Raw genomic sequence first — 18404 nt, 5'->3', positions numbered from 1 at the left:
CGGCCGGAATCCTATCCCGGCCGCAGCTTTTCTTACCTGGTGATATCCTTCTTCAGTTTATCCACGATTTCCTGAATGCATCCATCCTCAAAGGGGGAGCTCAGTCCGGCTTTCCGCAGAAGATTTTCAAAATAATCCGAAGCAGACAGTCTGCAGAGCTGCAGATAGCTTTTCCACGCTTCCTCATAATTCTCCTGCATCTTATTTTTGAACTCAAAGGCACAGAGCTGTGCAATCACATAGTCAATATAATAGAGAGGGAAGCTGTAAATGTGATGCTGCCGCTGCCAGTAACCGCCCTCTGCAAAGAACTGCAGACTGCCATAATCCAAATGCGGTTTATAGGTCTTCTCCAGCTCTTTCCAAACGGCTTTTCTCTCCTTTGGCGTCATATCCGGATCATCATAGACCCTGTGCTGGAACTCATCCACCATACAGCCGTAGGGAATGAATAATACCGCATCTTCCAGATGCATCTCCCGGTATGCCTCAGCCTTGACTCCGGCAAAAAACAGAGGATACCAGGGCTCCGTGAAAAACTCCATTGACATGGAATGGATTTCTGCAGTCTCCATACCGATATCAGCATGCTCCCGAATAGGGTCCTCTGATGCCAGATACCCCTGAAAAGCATGCCCGCACTCGTGTGTAATGACATTCACATCATCACTGGTTCCGTTAAAATTGGCAAAAATAAACGGAGATTTATAATCCGGTATATATGTCATATATCCGCCCACTGCCTTTGTCTTTCTACCGAACACATCCAGAAGCTCGTTCTCCATCATGAAGTCAAAAAATTCCCTTGTCTCTTTTGAAAGCTCTCCGTACATTTTCTGTCCGGCTTCCAGAATCTCTTCCGGTGTCCCAAACGGCTGGGGATTTCCATCCTTTCCATAGACCTGTTCATCTGAAAAATACATCTTATCCAGACCCAGGCGCTCTCTTCTGTTCTCATACAGACTCTCCGCAAATGGCACAAAGACCTCTTTTACCTGCCGTCTCAGATTTTCCACCTGTTCTCTCTGGTAGCTGTTCCGCTGCATACGCAGATACCCCAGCTCTGTATAACTCTCAAAGCCCAGCTCTTTTGCCTGGCGTGTCCTGTTCTTTACCAGCTTGTCGTACAGCTCATCCAGTTTATCCGCAATACCCATGAAGAATGCATTCTGCTTTTCATATGCCCGTCTTCGGACTTCCGGGTCTTTATGCTTGAGATAAGGACCTAAAAGAGACAGATTTAATATTTCCCCATCCCAGTCTATTTTGGCACTGGCCAGGAGTTTTTCATATTCTGTCACCAGCGCGTTTTCCTCCTGCATGATCGGTATCACGGATTCATTTACGCAGCGGAAGGAAAGCTCCATATTTTTAAATGCTACAGGCCCGATGATCTGCTCCAGCTCTTCCCTGAACCGGGAATGATACAGCAGTTTCAAATACTCCACAGACAGGTTGCTGTAAGCAGGCACCTGCTCATCGTAGTAAGCCTTTTCTTCTTCATAAAACGCATCTGTGGTATCCATGCTGTGCCGGATGGATGCCAGGGTGACCTGTGTGGAAACCCGGTCAGAGAGGGCATAATACTTTTTGTGGATCTCAAACTGTTCCTGTGCACTTTCTGCCATTTCAAAAGCCTTCATCAGTCCCAGCAGTTCCTCTTTTACTTTTCCAAAGTCAATTCTCTCATACGGCATATCACAAAATTTCATGTTGGTTTCCTCGCTTTTCACTGAATTTATTCCCGCGCTTTTTTATAAGTTTTTTACTTTAAATTCCCGCTCAGCTTCTCTTTTCTGATCCTTCTTGGCAATGTCCTGCCTCTTGTCATACAGCTTCTTGCCTTTCGCGATGCCGATTTCCACTTTCACAAGGCTGCCTTTGAAGTAAACCTTAAGCGGTACCAGGGTATAACCCTTCTCTGCTATTTTTCCTGCGATCTTACGGATCTCATACTGGTGCAGGAGAAGCTTTCTGGTTCTCAGAGGATCTTTATTGAAGATATTCCCTTTCTCATAAGGGCTGATATGCATGCCGTAGACAAAGACCTCGCCTCTGTCAATCTGAATAAAGGACTCCTTAATGCTGCATTTTCCCATGCGCATGGACTTTACCTCAGTGCCTGCAAGCTCGATACCCGCCTCATAGGTATCTTCTATAAAATAATCATGATAGGCTTTTTTATTGTTTGCGATCAGACGAATCCCTGATTCTTTTCCCATAATTTTAATCCTTTCCTCTCACCATTTCTTCACTTTCCCCGATCACAGGTGAAAAATCCACTGCTTTTGTGACAATATCCGCATTTTCAACCCGCACCTTTACTTTCTGTCCCATGATATATTGTCTTTTTGTCGTTTCGCCGGTCAGGCTGTAATGCTCCCTGTCGAAGATATAGTAGTCATCGGTCAGTGTATTGACATGCACCAGCCCTTCCACTGTATTTGACAGTTCCACGTAAAAGCCCCATTCCATAACGCCGGATATGGTGCCCTCAAAGATTTCGCCCAGATGAGATTCCATGTATTCTGCTTTCTTCATCTTCACAGTTTCCCGCTCCACTTCCTCTGCTCTGCGCTCCAAGGTGCTGGACTGATTGGCAACCGCGTCCAGGAGATCCCCATAATGTTTTTTCTTATCCTGGGTCATTCTTCCATGGATGGTCTCCTTGATGATCCTGTGTATCTGCAGATCCGGGTATCTCCTGATCGGAGAGGTAAAATGGCAGTAATATCTGGCTGCCAGTCCAAAGTGCCCGCTGCAGTCAGTGGTGTATTTTGCCTGCTTCATGGAGCGCAGAAGCAGTCTGGAAAAGAAAGGTTCACAATCCATTCCCTCGATTTCATCCAGAATCCGCTGCACTTCTTTTGGATGGATCTCCTGCTTTGCCTTTTTCACTTTGATCCCCGTTCCGCGTATCATGGAAAGCACTGCCTCCATCTTCTCCGGGTCCGGATTATCGTGCGTTCTGTACACAAAGGGAATCTCCCTGAAATAATACTCCTCCGCAACCGTCTCATTCGCCAGCAGCATAAAATCTTCGATAATTTCTGTTGCCACATTCTGTTCATAGGGATATATCTCTGTAGGCCTGCCGTTTTCATCCAGCTTTATCTTGCTTTCCGGGAAATCAAAGTCAATAGCTCCCCGTTTTCCTCTTTTCTTTCTCAATATCCCTGATAATTCCTGCATAAGGAAAAACATGGGGGCCAGTTCCGCGTATTCCCCGGTAACCTCCTCATCCTCGTGGAGCAGGATTTTTTTCACATTCGTATATGTCATCCTTCTGTCCACATGAATGACAGTCTCTGCGATCTTATGCCCAATCACATTTCCCTTCTTATCAATATCCATGAGACAACTGAGTGCCAGGCGGTCTTCCCCTGCATTCAGGGAACAGATGCCATTGGACAGCTTCTTGGGGAGCATGGGAATGACACGGTCAACCAGGTAGACACTGGTTCCTCTTTTCAGTGCCTCTCTGTCAAGGGCACTGTTGTATTGTACATAATTGCTCACATCGGCAATATGCACGCCCAGATGATAGAACTCTCCCTCTTTCGTAATAGACACCGCATCATCCAGATCCTTTGCATCTTCCCCGTCAATGGTGACCATGGTCCAATCCCTCAAATCCATGCGTCCGTAATAGTCACCCTCATTGAGGGTTTCCCTGATTCTTTCCGCCTGGTTCAGCACCTTTTCCGGAAACTCCATGGGCAGGTCATAGCTTCTGGCCACAGACATGACATCCACGCCCTTTTCACCCAGATGGCCCAGAATCTCCTTCACCTTTCCCTCCGGGTTTCTGCTTCTGCTGCCGTAACTGCGGATAGCCGCCACTACTTTATCACCGCTGACAGCACCCATGGAGTGTTCCATGGGGATAAAAATATCTTTTGAAAATTTTCTGTTGTCAGGAACCAGGAAGCCAAAGCTGTCACTCTTCTCATATGTGCCGACAACCTCTTTCATTCCGTGTTCCAGTACCTTGACCACTGCGCCTTCCCTGCGCCTTCCGTCTCTTTCCTCTCTCAGGATTCTTACCTGTACGGTATCCTTGTGGAGCGCATCACCGGTGTGTTCCTCGGGGATAAAAATATCCTCGTCTTCACCTTCCACCTCCACAAAGCCGAATCCCTTGGCATTGCCCACAAAGGTTCCTGTCAGATAAAATTCACGTTTTGCTTTGTTTTTCTTCTCATATTCACGGGAAGGTTCCTTTTCCTTCTTCCCGCTCTCTTTTCTCACCGCCTCGTAGCGGCCCCGCTTGTTGATGCTTATTTTTCCTTCCTCCAGCAGCATGTCCAGAGTCTTATGAAGCTCCTCTCTTTTTCCTGCCGGAATCTGTAAGAGCACTGCAAGTTCCTTCGCCCGCATAGGCGTATACTCCTTGCAGCACATGATCTCATACAGCATCTTTTTGCGTTTCTTAACCTGCGCATTTTTTTTCAAATATTTACTCCTAACTAAAGGCGTCTTTCGCCTATAAAAATATGACACCCTTGCGTGACTGCAAGAGTGCCATCTCTTAAAATTTCAGATTCAAAACCAGTGCCAGAACAAAGAATAAAATTCCCATGATCTTAGTGGCTTTAACCAGTGCCCCTTCCATAGAACGGCCCTTGTTTTTACCCCAATAGGTATCAGCCATACCAGCAATTGTGCCAAGTCCCTGAGATTTTCCTTCCTGCATCAGAATAATAACGGTCAACCCAATACAATCAATAACGAATAAAATCGTAAGTACAATTCTCAAAATTTCCATGATTACACCTCCTAATCGTCAAACAAAATTAGTGTATCACAGTATTTCCGAGATTTCAACTGTTTTTAGCGATTTTAGCCTGTTTCTGGAAATATTATAGTTACTGTTCACTGCGTGCCCAGTATCACGCTTCGCGATGCACAGATATGGAACATTCTGCTCTGTATCGCGCCGGATGTCTCGGGATTTTATCTCTCAAATGGTGTCTCATAACAAGCCTGCGCGCCAAGAGAATCCTCAATCCTTAAAAGTCTGTTATATTTTGCTGTACGCTCTGAACGGCAGGGAGCACCTGTTTTGATCTGTCCCGCATTCACTGCAACAGCCAGATCCGCAATAAAAGTATCCTCACTCTCACCGGAGCGGTGGGATATCACTGCCCGATATCCTGCTTTCTGGGCCATTTCCACAGCATCCATAGCCTCTGTCAGAGTGCCAATCTGGTTTACTTTCACCAATATGGCATTTCCCGCGTTTAACTTAATACCGCATTTGAGTCGTTTTACGTTCGTGACAAACAGGTCATCTCCCACAAGCTGCACCTTTTCACCAAGCTCCTGCGTCATGAGCTGCCATCCGTCCCAGTCATCCTCGTGTAAGCCGTCCTCTATCGAGACAATCGGAAATTTATCCAGCAGCTCCTGGTAATATTCTACCATTTCCCTGGAATTTCTCTGTACTTCACTGCCGTTCATCTGGGATTCCCCTGGAAAGTAATAACAGTCTTTTTCCTGGTCATACAGTTCGCTTGCCGCAGCATCCATAGCATAGCAGATCTGTTCCCCCGGTGCATAACCGCACTTTTCCACAGCCTGATTCAGGATTTCAAATACTTCCCCGGCACTGCTCAGATTTGGCGCAAAGCCGCCCTCGTCCCCTACTCCTGTGGATAACTCTTTGTCCTTCAGTATCTTTTTCAGAGCCTGATAGATTTCTGTACACATGCGCAGACCTTCATGGAAGCTCTCTGTTCCCACCGGCATGATCATAAATTCCTGGAAGTCTACCGTGTTGTCCGCATGTTTTCCTCCGTTTAATATATTCATCATGGGAACCGGCATTCTCTTTGCGTGACATCCTCCGAGGTACTGATAAAGAGGAAGCTTCAGGGCTTTGGCAGCCGCTCTCGCCACAGCCAGCGACACACCCAGCACCGCATTGGCACCTATATGCTCCTTGTTGTCGGTTCCGTCTGCTTCCAGAAGGAGATTGTCAATATGACTCTGCCTCAGCGCGTTTTCTCCAAGCACAGCGTCTGCCAGCTTCACATTGACATTGTTCACAGCCTTCTGTACACCAAGGCCTCTATACCTTTTTTCTCCGTCTCTCAGCTCAACTGCCTCAAATCTTCCCGTAGATGCGCCGGAGGGTACGATCGCCCTTCCTGTCACCCCGTCTTTTCCCACTATTCCTTCACCGACTGTCACTTCCACTTCCACAGTCGGATTTCCTCTGGAGTCTAATACTTCTCTGGCGTATACCTTTCGTATTGGTAAATAACGATACATGGCATTACCTCCTGCAATTTCTTCATACAAAACTAGTATTGTCTGGCTCCGGTAAAAATATGCCTTGACAAATTATTTTACGCTGTCAGGATTTATTCTGTGTTTCAAAAATTTTCCAGACGTTTGCAGGGTCCGTCACATCCTTCTCCGTAAGATCCGTAGTCTGAATGGCAAAAGCCTTCAGATCAATATCCGTTGCTGCCTCCTCCATGGCAGTTCCATCCGGCATTTTTTCGCCCTCGATCACATTGGCAAAAGTTACGGAACTGAAAAGCTCCGGTGTTGTGATTCCTTTTGCCAGCGCGGTGCAGGCAGACTCTGTGCCGTATACATATTTGTACTCATGGGCTACCACCACATTACTCTCATTTTTAATGTCTGCCGCATTTCCCATCCTTGTCCAACCGCTGTTGACGGTCCAGGAATAAAGTTCCGTAAGTGCCTTTGGATTCCTGCTGCCGTCCTGGTTTGCAGTAATGACATCTGCCACCGGCACCTGTACTGTGACAAAGACAAAAGCGTCATTTATCCCCACATTGGTCACCTTAGGATCTTTGATCAGCTTTTTATTGGGCGTGATATCCTGCTTTTCTTTCTCAGGCACAGCGTCCCACTTCGGTTCTGTCAGGGTAATATCCACTTTACCGATGGTTAAATGGTTTTTCACCTGTTCCCTGTCCGTAAAGTACGCCGCCGCACTTCCGGCCAAAAGTATGGCTGCCAGTGCCAGACATAAAAGAAATGCTTGTTTTTTACTCTTCCGTGTTATGTTTCTCATAATACGTTCCTCCTGAAATTTTCACTGTTTTTAATAAAATAAATAAAATCACACTGCCTGTTAAAAAAAATACGGCAAACTCTTCTGCGTTTTTCATAAACGCCTTTCCCACATACGGGACGCTAAACAAAACCTTACCTTTTATCTGGTGTACTCTCACCAAAGCCGCATCCGGCACCGGATTGGCATCCCCCTTTGTCACTATTCCCGCTTCTGTTCTTCGGACGATCCGGTGCAGGACCAGTTCTCCGTCATTTCTTTCAAAAGCCAGAATGTCCCCCTGCTGCAGGTGATCGGCATCCGCGCGGAGATTTACCCAGGATATACTTCCCGTTTGAATAGCCGGTTCCATTGATCCGCTGACAACAACAAATGGACGAATACCGAAAATACATAAGATTATGTTGGCTATCAAAAGCAGACAAAGTACCCAGTACAAGATTTCCCCTATGCGGTAACATGCTTTTTTCATTGTTTTCTCCATTTCCACACCGCATAGGCCGCAGCCGCAGATCCCAGACACAGAACCGCTGTCAAAAAGAGGGCTGTATCATCACCTGTCTTCGGGGAGCGTACTGTGGCTTTTTCTTTTGTCCAGTCTCCATCTCCCACAGCCTCCACGGTTACAACAATATCCAGGCTGTTCTCCGTGTAGTATTTTATGATATTTCCACTGCTGTCATATTTTGTATCCCACGCAGAAGGAATGGTAAAAGAACGGAAGATGTCTGTTTTCTCACCTTTTTTCAGTTTCTTCTCATAGTAATACCAGCCATCCTCCCGTCGTTTCCATTCTTTTGGCATTCCCTTTATCATATCCTCTGTGACGGGCAGCTTCACCTCCTTTCCCATGGTCACTTCAATCTTAGCCCGAATCTCACATTCATTCTGCAGATTGGTGACTCTGGGAATCTTTATAATCTCCTGTCCGGGCATAACTGCCTCCAGGTCCTTCCAGGGTACTTCCCGGCCGTTTCTATCCAGGGTGAATTCTTCGAGCCTGATATCCACCTTTCCCCTGGCCTTTTCCAGACCTTCGGCCTTTTCTGCCAGGACAGGGACCGGAAGACTCAATCCTACAAACAGGAGGCAGATGCACAACAGCGGATGATATCTCTTTCTTTTCATACATTCCCCTCCTCTTTCCCTGTTTTTTTATTCCTGTCAAAATGTTTCCATGCTTCCTGCCAGGCTTCTTTTAAAAACTGGCCCTGCTGGTAAGATTCCGCATAGACACTCAGGGAAAATCCCCGCTTTAACAATTCTTCCGGTGCATCCTCTGACACGGTGATCTGTCTCAGCAGTTCTGTTGTGATCTCTCCCATCTCCAGTGCGCTTTTGTAATAATAGTATCCATCCTCTGACTTTTCCCAGTTTTCTGAATCAATTCCCAGATGCAGATAGGGCAGGATTTCCTCATCATCCATAAGAAGCCTGCACCGTATAAAACAACTGGATTTGCCTTTGTTGGCAATCTGCACGCTTTTTGCTATGACCTCCCCGGGCTTTAACTCATCCGGGGGATGAAATTCCTCTGTGATCTCCAGATTGCTGTCACCCGGTCTGATTCGGTTGCTGCGCGCGTCCTGGTCACTGAAATAAGCACTCCCCACACCCACAGCCAGACCAGCTGCTGTCAGCAGAAGAATCAGCAGCAGCAGTGCCGCGGCTTCCTTCAGCCGTTCTTTTTTTCTGACTTCACTCATGTTCTTCCTTTTCCCTCTTCAAAATAATATTTTCACAGACAGACGTATCTGACCAGTCCTGCCATTCGTCTTTATGATTGATAAAGACTGCGCGGCCGGCATCGTTTTGGATCAGGTCAAATACCACGGTATCTTCCTTCCTGGTGCCTCCTGTTATTTCTGTAATATCTTCCAGTGAATACCGCATAACTTCCATCTCATATGCCGTGTAGGTACCGGCAGGTAATTCCGAAAATGTGACAGTTTTTCGGATCGTACCATCACTGTTTTTCTCCTGTTCCGTATACTCCCTGGTAAATTCGGCAGTTCTATGCAGAATATGTGTCTTTCCTTCCAGATCCACCCCCTTAACCTCAAACAGAAAAATGGGGTTGCCGTTGGCAAAATTGATCTCATCCGCACGGATCTCTTTTTCCAGAATGAGTTTTACTTTTCTCGGTGTATTCCTGGCCGCAACCTCCAGGGTCTTTCCCGCGGATTCCTTATTTATAGAAAACGCGATCTTCTCATCGGACAGTTCGTATCCCTCCGGCGCAGTCTGCTCAATGAAGAAGTAACTGTTCCATGGTAAATTTTTGACTGTGATACATCCCTTATCATCTGTAGTGTATTCTCCTACTTTTTTGTTTTTACTTGTATAGAGATAAAAAACCGCACCTTTTAAGGTCTTGTCAGACTCTGATGATAATTTCTTCAAAGTCACATTTCCCTTTTTCACAGGCTCCTCTGAGCGGACGCTTTTCCGGTATACGGTCTGATTCAAATCCGTGTTTGTAAAGGTAACCGTATATGTATTTTTATCCAGGTTATATCCTTTTGGCGCGGTAACCTCCCTAACTATATAAGTTCCTGTAGCAAGCGGTACGCTGGTGGCTTTCCCTGATGTATTTGTGGTCATTTTGTCCACCACGGTCCCTGCTTTATTTTTCACTTCATATACCGCACCGGAAAATTCCGCATTGCCCTGTGGTTTTGTTTCTTCGGTATCCTTGTCCGCTTTTTGAAGATCAATGTAGCAGCTTACCGCCTTTTTGGGAATCTGGGCTGTAACTGTCTTTTTATGTGCCGCGGAACCGCCGCCGCCCTCCAGCATGGTCACCATCTGATATTTGGAATTACTGCTTTTATATACCCATCCCGCCAGATACAGGGAATGGTTTCCTGAGATTGTTGCTGTGACCTTGGCCCCTTTTTCCTGCAGCAGCAGATATTGTGTTTTGGGAATCCAGATCCGGAATGCGGACGCATCGCCGCTGTCCTTCCAGATCACGGTGGCACCGTTGTCCGCCGTTCCCTTTTTGGATGTGATGTACTCGCTGCAGTCTGTGAGGCCGTCCGACAGGTTCTGGCTGATCCATTTTGTTGTGAAACCGGCCTTGCCGTTATAATCCTGAGCTGTCCAGGTCACACTGGAGTCAGACAATGCGTAGTCAAAATCTCTCCATCCGTCAGCAAACGGTGTGTAATAGGGGGGATGATTTGCATCATTTACCATCTTGTTGATGATGCTGTAGAATTGTTCTTTTTTAGATCCTTTGAGATGATTATAAAGTGTGTTCAGGGAGAATTCCCCGTTGACTATGTGGACAGCATACTGGGTAGCCAGTGCATCATATTTCCATCCGTATCCTGTCCTGTAATTTGGCCACAGGCTCTCTTGGCCCCAGTAGCGGCAGCCCCAGTACATAAGATAGGCAATAGACGGTGACACACGCCCTGCTCCATCCCAGGTAATCTGCCCCTCCGGCGCATTGTGCTGATACTGCACACAGTAAAGAAGGCGCCACTTTCCCCGCATATCCTGGTTGTCAGAATCGCTGGAGTCCACATACTTGATCGAGACATTATACGGATCGTCCAGGCTTAAAAGGCCGGGGTCAATGGAACCTAAGGATTCCTGCCATCCCACCTGTATGGTACTGGTGGCCGCACTCCTCAGGTACATATCCGAGATTCTGGAATACTGTCCCGGTATCTGTTCCTCCAACAGCGGCCCGGATGTATCCTGTTCCGGCTGCACCTCCTGTTCTGGCTGTTCCTCCTGCCCTGGCTGTTCCTCTTGTTCCGGCTGCGCCTCCTGTTCTGGCTGATTACCCTGTTCCGGCTGTGCCTCCTGCCCCGACTGTTCCTCTTGTTCCGGCTGTTTTTCCTGCTCTGGCTGATTACCCTGTTCCGGCTGCTTTTCCGGGTTTTCCTTTTTGTCCTTTTCACCGGGCGTGCTGACATCCTCCGGCTGCTTCTGCGCAGAAGCAGAACCTGCAGGCTCTTCCAAACCGTCCGTCTTTTTCTGCCTGCCGAACTCTTTTGCACCTCCTTCAGCCATTAGACTGATCTCGGTTTCCTCACAGCTATCCTGCCCGTTTTTCTGTTTATATCCGGGTTCCAGGTCAGAATTTTCCTGCTCTTGTCTCTTTTGTACATATCCTTTGCCGGATATATACTGTGTTTTCGGGTGACCGGCAGCTTTGTATATTCCCCGTGCCTCCACACCTGGATCACAGGACATTTCTTTCTGTACTGCGGATGTACTACAGGCAGGCTTTTCCCCTCGCCCTGTCTCCAGACCGGAAATCTGGCCTGTTCCCGGCATCTGGCCGGATTCCATGTCTTCTTCATAGCCTGATGAGCTCTGATATTCTGTCTTTTCTCCTGTACATCCGTGTAATCCCACTTTCTTGCTGTGATCATTTTCTGCAACCTCCTTCTGAACTGCAGTTTTTTCTGCTCCTATGGACTTCTGTCCATATTCCTGTCCTCCTGACAATTTGGACGGAGGGCCTTTTCCCCCCGCTGCTGTCCCCACAGCCAAACCGTGCGCATCCGTATGCAGCATATCCCTGCCGTTTCCGGCAGAAATCGCCTGTGCACAGACAGCACAGGAAAAAAGGACTGTAAGAAGCCCTGCTGCCAGAACCTTCTTCCATTTTTTCATAAAAACAATGCCCCTTTCCGCTTCAGGGCGCAAAATTCCCCTATAAGGATCTTTTTACCCCTTCTGCTTTTACTTTACATTTGGAAACTTCGGCCGAACGGCCTTTTCAGATTTTCGGAATCGCTCCGAGATTTGATTTGTAGATAAATCATAGCATACGAAATTCATGAAAACAAGACGGAAACTTTCACAAATTCCCGTCTTGTTTTACCCTGCATTTTTGTTGAAATATTATTACCTGTCCCCGTTGAACTCCTTCACAGCCTCAATCATGGCAGCTATATTTTCAATTGGGGTATTGGCCTGTATGTTATGTATGGTATTAAACACATAGCCGCCGTCCTTTGAAAAGATCTCCAGTCTTTCCAGAACCTGTCTGCGCACTTCCTCCGGCCTGCCAAAGGGCAGTACCTGCTGTGTATCCACACCGCCGCCCCAGAATACAATGTCTTTGCCGTATGTATCTTTCAGTGTCTTAGGGTCCATTCCCTCTGCAGAACACTGCACCGGATTGATGGCGTCGAACCCGCCTTCGATCATATACGGAAGAATGGGGAAAATACCCCCGCAGCAGTGTTTCAGTGTCTTCCACGTTGTGTGCTCATGCACCCAGTCATTCATCTTTTTATAATACGGCATATACAGGTCGCGGAACACTTCCGGGCTCATAAAAGGGCCTCTCTGGGTTCCGAAATCCGTACCGCAGATAAAGAGAATATCAATATCCGAACCAAATGCATCCCAGTATTTCTTAAAACTCTCTATGGCAATATCTGTTCCCTTCTCAAAAACCTCTTCCACGTAATCCGGATAGAGAAGGGGCGCCATATACCATTCCTGAATGCTTCTGATTCCCCTGGGATTCTTCAGATTTGGTCCCGGTATATTATTGGCATCCCCAAGGCCAAAATAGCCTGGGCCTACCTGTATGGCCCTCTGTGAACCTTTCACCTGAGCCAGCACTTTTTTGTGGTAGGCGATCTGTTCATCTGTCACATGGGTATAATCCTCCACGTTGTCATCCGGATTAGCCTCGTCCTCATCAAATTCCGGCGTGCGCGTAAGATTATCAAAGTAAAATCCATTGGCGGGCATGTGGCCGGACGGGGGCAGGGAATCATCTCCCTCCGGATAGACGAAATATCCGCCTTTTCCGTCATCCTTTACCACCGCATTGGAGGGAATCAGCACAGTCTCTCCCCGGTATCTCCACTCTTTCCAGTCTGTATTGATATGTCCGTAAGTGTCCCCATAGTTATAAAGCTGCTGTACATCACATCCCAGGCAGTCTGCCAGATCCGGCTCCACAAAGGCTGTCATGGTGGACATGTCATTGATCTTCGGCGGACGGTACTCCAGCCCGTAATATGCCCGCAGATCCTTCAGCACAATGGCATTGATCATGGAACAGCACATTCCCCCAAAATCCACCGGCACTTTATCCGGCTGCCTGTGTTCAAACGCCGCGCGAACTCTCTCTCTTGATGTCATCCTTACCTCTCCTTTCCCGTACTTCAAAAAGTACGTCCCAACATGCGCAGTTTACCCATAATTAACAAATCGTGCGCATACAAAATAGTTTTCTCCCATGTCTCTGTAATTCCGTCTTGCTTGTTTCTAATTCATAATATATACTATTCTTATAGTTTTTTCACTACTCAATCATGCTCATTAATATACATTTTGTGCTGTCAGGAGGCTGCTTATGATATTGGAAAAAATACACGAGGAAGGCATGATACCGGGGGAACGGGGAATCATGAGCAAAAAAGGGATATACTTTCATTCCCCCTCCCCCTTTGCGAAGGAGCATCTCTTCTGCGTATACTGGGGAGCTGAATATCTCTGTGCACCGCCCTACCAGGTCAGCCGAAAGGGTCTGCACTCTTACCTTTTTTTCTGCATTTTGTCAGGGGAACTGCATTTTACATACAGGGATCACTCTTTCACAGCAGCTACCGGGGATATTGTTCTTTTAGACTGTATGTATCCTCACCACTATTACACACCCAAACAGGTAAGGTTCCAGTTTTTTCACTTTGACGGCAACATCACCTCTGACTACTGTGAATATCTCTACCAAAAAGACGGAGCACTGTTCCGTAATAAATCCGAGGCCGCGTTAACTTTCCAACAGCTTTTGGATCAGCTCCGTCTTCCCCAGCCTGATGACCACCGTCTTTCCGCCCTGGTCCACACCCTGTTCGGTTCTCTGGCTGCCAAAATCCGAAAACCATTAAGCCCCTCCATTCAAAAAGCCTGCCTCTATCTGGAAACCCATTTCCAGGAGCCAGTGACCGTGGAGGACGCTGCCCGCCAGACAGCTCTGAGCAAATACCACTTTTCACGGGTATTCAAGGCCGAAACCGGCTCCTCTCCCCATGAGTACCTGTCCACCCTCCGACTCCGGCGGGCCAGGGAGCTTGTTATGGAGACCACACGCTCCATAGACGCCATCGCCGTGGAATGCGGTTTTTCCAGCACCTCCCACTTTATCCGCGCCTTTAAAAAAGACCTGGATTTCACTCCTGCTGTTTACCGCAAATTCTTCGACCCCTCCGGCTTTCAGAAATCCCCCTGATCTACGTACATCCTGTCCGGAAGACTGTTCCGGTACAGCAAAAAGAGCGCTGTTCCCTCCCGGTTCCTATAACCGTTTTGGGAAACAGCGCCCTTTCTCATTCAGGCATACTGAATCATTTATTTCCTGATCAGCAGAGATTTTCCAGTCATTTCTTTCGGCTGTTCCATCCCCATCATCTCAATCAGTGTAGGTGCAATATCTGCCAGGCATCCGCCTTCTCTCAGACCATAGCAGGGGTCTGCATTGACAAGAATGAACGGCACCGGATTCGTTGTGTGGGCCGTAAAGGTTTCCCCTGTCACATAATCTTTCAACTGCTCTGCATTTCCGTGGTCCGCACAGATGAACATCTGGCCTCCCACTTCCTTCACAGCGTCCACGGCTCTGCCTACGCACTCATCCACGGCTTCCACTGCTTTGATCGCTGCCTCTTCCACTCCTGTATGGCCTACCATATCAGGGTTGGCAAAGTTGATGATGATAACATCATATTTGTCGGAGCGAATGGCCTCTGTCAGCTTGTCGCAGACTTCATAAGCGCTCATCTCCGGTTTCAGGTCATAAGTAGCAACCTTGGGTGATTTCACCAGGATTCTGTCTTCGCCCTCATTAGGCTCTTCCACACCACCGTTAAAGAAGAAGGTCACATGCGCATACTTCTCTGTCTCTGCGATACGTGCCTGTTTCATGCCATGGGCAGCCAGGAATTCACCGAATGTATTGCTGATGGCTACCTTATGGAAAGCCACGTCTTTGTTCGGGATAGTCGGGTCATACTCTGTGAAGCATACATAGGTCAGATCCAGTCTCTTCTCTCTTGCGAAACCTGTAAACTCCTCATCACAGAAGGCTCTCGTGATCTCACGCGCCCTGTCAGGACGGAAATTAAAGAAGATGACAGAATCTTTGTCCCTGATGATTCCTACCGGCTGGCCGTCTTTTACAATGGCTGTAGGCTCTACAAATTCGTCAGTCTTCTCTGCCGCATAGGAGTCCTTGACAGCGCATACAGGGCACTCTGCCTGCTTGCCCTCTCCCTTAGTCATAACATTGTAGGCTCTCTCCACACGATCCCAGCGGTTGTCACGGTCCATAGCATAGTAACGTCCCATAACGGATGCCACCTGGCCAACACCCAGCTCTTTCATCTTGTCATTGAGCTCTTTGATATATTCTTTTCCTGCTGTGGTCGGAGTGTCACGTCCGTCCAGGAAGCAGTGTACAAATACTTTGGAAAGACCTTCTCTCTTAGCCAGCTCCAGAATACCATACACATGGGTATTATGGCTGTGCACACCACCGTCAGAAAGAAGTCCGAATAAATGCAGTGCTGAGCCGTTCTCTTTGGCATTGCGTACTGCCTTCAGCAGTGCTTCGTTCCGGAAGAAATCCCCGTCTTCAATCTCTTTTGTGATTCTCGTCAGCTCCTGGTAGACAATACGTCCTGCACCCATGTTCAGGTGACCCACCTCAGAGTTGCCCATCTGTCCTTCCGGAAGGCCCACGGCCATTCCGCTTGCATTGCCTTTTACAAAGGGGCACTGGGATTTTAACTGGTCCATAACAGGAGTCTTCGCCTCGCATACAGCGTTTGCCTCACAATTATCATTCAGGCCATATCCATCGAGAATCATTAATACGGTTGGTTTTTTACTCATATTTTCTCTCCTTTATATGTCAAATTCCATTTCTGCATCTCATACCTTTTTCATTTTAACAGAAATCCAGAATTTTTCAATCCTAATTGCAAGATTTGGACGGATTTTGTTAAAAAAATGACAGGGCAGGAAGATTTGAATTTATAATACTTTTGACAAAAAGTCCCTTAATCTCTGGTTTTTCGGATTTTCAAAAAATTCCTTTGGTTTGTTTTCCTCCTGGATCTTCCCCTCATCGATGAAGATCACCCTGGAAGCCACCTCTTTGGCAAATCCCATTTCATGAGTCACCACGACCATAGTCATTCCCGACTGTGCCAGTTCCTTCATAAGCTCCAGAACCTCCCCGACCATTTCAGGATCAAGGGCTGATGTAGGCTCGTCAAACAGCATAACATCAGGATTCATTGCCAGAGCTCTTGCGATGGCGATCCTCTGCTTCTGACCTCCGGAGAGCATTTCCGGATATGTGTCAGCCTTCTCCGGCAGCCCAACTCTGGCAAGCAGCTCGTCCGCTTTCTTTGACGCCTCACTCTGTGACATGAGTTTCAGCTTCACAGGCGCAAGCATGATATTTTCCTTCACAGTCATGTTAGGGAAAAGATTAAACTGCTGAAACACCATACCGATTTTCTGGCGATGGCGGTTAATATCCACCTTGGGATCTGTAATATCCGTACCTTCAAAGAGAATCCTTCCCCCTGTAGGCACTTCCAGCAGATTCAGGGAGCGGAGAAAAGTGGATTTACCGGATCCGGAAGGTCCAATGACCGCAACCACTTCACCCTGGCGGATATCCGTGGTTATGCCGTCCAGCACTTTATTATCTCCGAAGGCTTTCTCAAGCCCCTGCACTTCCAGTAAAATGTTGTTATCGCTCATTGGTCCTCAACTTCCTTTCCAGCTTATTCATACATGCTGTTAAAATCATAACCAGTATCAAATAAATCAGCGCTGCTGCCAGCAGAGGCAGGAATGCGTTGTAGGTACGGCTCTGGATCAGCATAGCGCCCTTTGTCAAATCCATCATTCCGATGTAGCCCACAATGGAAGTCTCTTTTAAAAGCACGATCATCTCGTTGACCAGTGCCGGAAGTACATTCTTAAATGCCTGCGGCATGACAATGGACTTCATGGTCTGGGAATAATTAAGTCCCAGAGAACGCCCTGCTTCAAACTGTCCCTGATCCACTGACATAATACCGGAACGGACGATCTCCGCCACATAGGCGCCTGAGTTGATACCAAAAGCCAGGCCGCCCACCAGCACAGGGTCCAGAGAAAGGCTGCCGAAAATAACGAAGTTCATGATCAGCAGCTGGATCATGGTTGGTGTTCCGCGAATCACGGTCAGATAAATCTTAAATACGGCGTTTAAAACACCGAAGGAACCGTTTTTATCATGGCTGGAACGCACAATGGCCACCGCAAATCCGATGATGATACCGATGATCACTGCCAGAAGTGTGATGAGCAGAGTATTTTTCAAACCTTCCAGCAGCCACATATACCGGTCATCCTTGATAAAGTTGTTATAAAGCTGTTGTGAAATCCCTAATACACACATTTTTCCACCTGTCTTACTTTCTCCCGCAAGTAAAGCTGCCGGCAGGATTGTCAGCAGCTTTTCTTTTCATGGGTCATCTTTCAACTTATTTCTTTACTATGATTACCTGGCTTGCGTTTGCATACGTGTCTGTAAAATCAACGCTCTCCAGACGTTCTTCGTTTACTGTCATGCCGGCTGCACCGAAGTCTGCCTTTCCGGACTGTACTGCAGGAAGGATGGCGTCAAACTCCATATCGGACACTTCCAGCTCATAACCCAGCTTATCACAGATTGCCTGCGCGATATCCACATCGATACCTACGATAGCCTCACCGTCATGATACTCCCACGGCTCAAACTCCGCGTTGGTAGCCATCACAAGCTTTCCTTTGGAACGATCCGCATCTGCCGGTGATTCATAAGGATTTTTACCCGCCTCATCACCGATATAATTGTTTACGATATCGGAAAGAACACCTTCCTCCTCCAGCTCGCCCAGAGCTTTATTAAATGCATCTTTCAGCTCTGTGTTGCCTTTTTTCATGCTGATGGCATACTGCTCGTCTTCAAACTGGTTCTCAATCATTTTCAGGTCATCATTCAGCTCAACGAACTTCTTGGCCGGCTCTGTATCGATCACCACACAGTCGATCTGGCCTTTTTTCAGCGCCTGGATTGCCTGAGCGCCTTTGTTATAACGCTTTACCTCTTTTGCGCCGATTGACGCCTCTGATACTGTGGTATCACCTGTTGTTCCAAGCTGAACGCCGATAACGGCATCCTTTAAATCCTCTTTTGACTCAATCTTCTTTGTGCTGCTGCCGCATCCTGCCAAAGACAGTACCATGGCAGCAACTAAAGCTGCTGCTGCTAATTTTTTCATTTTTCTCTCTCCTTACGCATTCATTTTTATGCATTTTT

16 protein-coding genes are annotated in these 18404 nt (G+C 47.4%); 1 reads left to right on the top strand and 15 read right to left on the bottom strand.

Features of this window, described 5'->3' with window-relative positions; all coding sequences use genetic code 11:
* Window positions 1–32: 32 nt before the first annotated feature.
* From MUB35_RS13220 to MUB35_RS13170, 11 genes are all read right to left on the bottom strand, one after another.
* Window positions 33–1712, bottom strand: a complete 1680-nt coding sequence (locus MUB35_RS13220) for a M3 family oligoendopeptidase (RefSeq protein ID WP_244806355.1) — start codon at window positions 1710–1712, stop codon at window positions 33–35.
* A gap of 42 nt (window positions 1713–1754) precedes the next feature.
* Window positions 1755–2222 (bottom strand): SsrA-binding protein SmpB, encoded by a 468-nt coding sequence (gene smpB, locus MUB35_RS13215; RefSeq protein WP_033141140.1) that lies wholly within the window; start codon window positions 2220–2222, stop codon window positions 1755–1757.
* 4 nt (window positions 2223–2226) lie between these two features.
* Window positions 2227–4419: a ribonuclease R gene (gene rnr / locus MUB35_RS13210; protein ID WP_103731384.1), complete on the bottom strand. Its 2193-nt coding sequence runs from the start codon at window positions 4417–4419 to the stop codon at window positions 2227–2229.
* A gap of 112 nt (window positions 4420–4531) precedes the next feature.
* Window positions 4532–4768 (bottom strand): preprotein translocase subunit SecG, encoded by a 237-nt coding sequence (gene secG, locus MUB35_RS13205; RefSeq protein ID WP_018596465.1) that lies wholly within the window; start codon window positions 4766–4768, stop codon window positions 4532–4534.
* 188 nt (window positions 4769–4956) lie between these two features.
* Window positions 4957–6276, bottom strand: a complete 1320-nt coding sequence (gene eno, locus MUB35_RS13200; protein WP_033141141.1) for a phosphopyruvate hydratase — start codon at window positions 6274–6276, stop codon at window positions 4957–4959.
* An 85-nt stretch (window positions 6277–6361) separates the two neighbouring features.
* The gene (locus tag MUB35_RS13195; RefSeq protein ID WP_052099417.1) at window positions 6362–7054 is read right to left on the bottom strand and encodes a TasA family protein; all 693 of its coding nucleotides are present in this window, start codon (window positions 7052–7054) and stop codon (window positions 6362–6364) included.
* Complete coding sequence (locus MUB35_RS13190) at window positions 7029–7526, bottom strand: signal peptidase I (RefSeq protein WP_227243709.1); 498 nt, start codon at window positions 7524–7526, stop codon at window positions 7029–7031. Before MUB35_RS13190 ends, MUB35_RS13195 begins: the two co-directional genes overlap by 26 nt.
* Entirely contained in the window at window positions 7523–8182 is a 660-nt protein-coding gene (locus MUB35_RS13185; protein ID WP_227243711.1) for a hypothetical protein, read from the bottom strand. The genes MUB35_RS13190 and MUB35_RS13185 overlap by 4 nt, the downstream gene beginning before the upstream one ends.
* Window positions 8179–8760 carry a hypothetical protein gene (locus tag MUB35_RS13180; protein WP_244806354.1) on the bottom strand — a complete coding sequence of 194 codons (582 nt, stop codon included), beginning with the start codon at window positions 8758–8760 and terminating at the stop codon, window positions 8179–8181. The genes MUB35_RS13185 and MUB35_RS13180 overlap by 4 nt, the downstream gene beginning before the upstream one ends.
* Window positions 8753–11692 carry an MSCRAMM family protein gene (locus MUB35_RS13175; protein WP_244806353.1) on the bottom strand — a complete coding sequence of 980 codons (2940 nt, stop codon included), beginning with the start codon at window positions 11690–11692 and terminating at the stop codon, window positions 8753–8755. The genes MUB35_RS13180 and MUB35_RS13175 overlap by 8 nt, the downstream gene beginning before the upstream one ends.
* Before the next feature lie 234 nt (window positions 11693–11926).
* A complete protein-coding gene (locus tag MUB35_RS13170) occupies window positions 11927–13183 on the bottom strand; it encodes a uroporphyrinogen decarboxylase family protein (RefSeq protein ID WP_033141146.1) in 1257 nt (418 codons plus the stop codon).
* Between the two features lie 214 nt (window positions 13184–13397).
* Here MUB35_RS13170 and MUB35_RS13165 point away from each other — a divergent pair, with 214 nt between their 5' ends.
* Complete coding sequence (locus MUB35_RS13165) at window positions 13398–14273, top strand: helix-turn-helix domain-containing protein (RefSeq protein WP_033141147.1); 876 nt, start codon at window positions 13398–13400, stop codon at window positions 14271–14273.
* 119 nt (window positions 14274–14392) lie between these two features.
* Here the strand turns inward: MUB35_RS13165 and gpmI are convergent, their stop codons facing one another.
* The 4 genes from gpmI to MUB35_RS13145 all read right to left on the bottom strand — a co-directional run bounded on the left by gpmI (window position 14393) and on the right by MUB35_RS13145 (window position 18366).
* Window positions 14393–15934: a 2,3-bisphosphoglycerate-independent phosphoglycerate mutase gene (gpmI, locus tag MUB35_RS13160; RefSeq protein ID WP_033141148.1), complete on the bottom strand. Its 1542-nt coding sequence runs from the start codon at window positions 15932–15934 to the stop codon at window positions 14393–14395.
* A 141-nt stretch (window positions 15935–16075) separates the two neighbouring features.
* Window positions 16076–16816, bottom strand: coding sequence for an amino acid ABC transporter ATP-binding protein (locus tag MUB35_RS13155; protein ID WP_033141149.1), 741 nt, complete (start codon window positions 16814–16816; stop codon window positions 16076–16078).
* Window positions 16806–17501: an amino acid ABC transporter permease gene (locus MUB35_RS13150; RefSeq protein WP_033141150.1), complete on the bottom strand. Its 696-nt coding sequence runs from the start codon at window positions 17499–17501 to the stop codon at window positions 16806–16808. The genes MUB35_RS13155 and MUB35_RS13150 overlap by 11 nt, the downstream gene beginning before the upstream one ends.
* 85 nt (window positions 17502–17586) lie before the next feature.
* Window positions 17587–18366 (bottom strand): transporter substrate-binding domain-containing protein, encoded by a 780-nt coding sequence (locus MUB35_RS13145; protein WP_033141151.1) that lies wholly within the window; start codon window positions 18364–18366, stop codon window positions 17587–17589.
* Between the last annotated feature and the right edge of the window lie 38 nt (window positions 18367–18404).

The sequence above is a fragment of the Blautia sp. NSJ-175 genome, assembly GCF_022867815.1.
In the GTDB taxonomy this organism is placed as follows: Bacteria; Bacillota; Clostridia; order Lachnospirales; family Lachnospiraceae; genus Blautia; species Blautia celeris.
The sequence above is the reverse complement of the archived record's forward strand: the minus strand, read 5'-3'. Positions and strand labels throughout refer to the sequence as shown.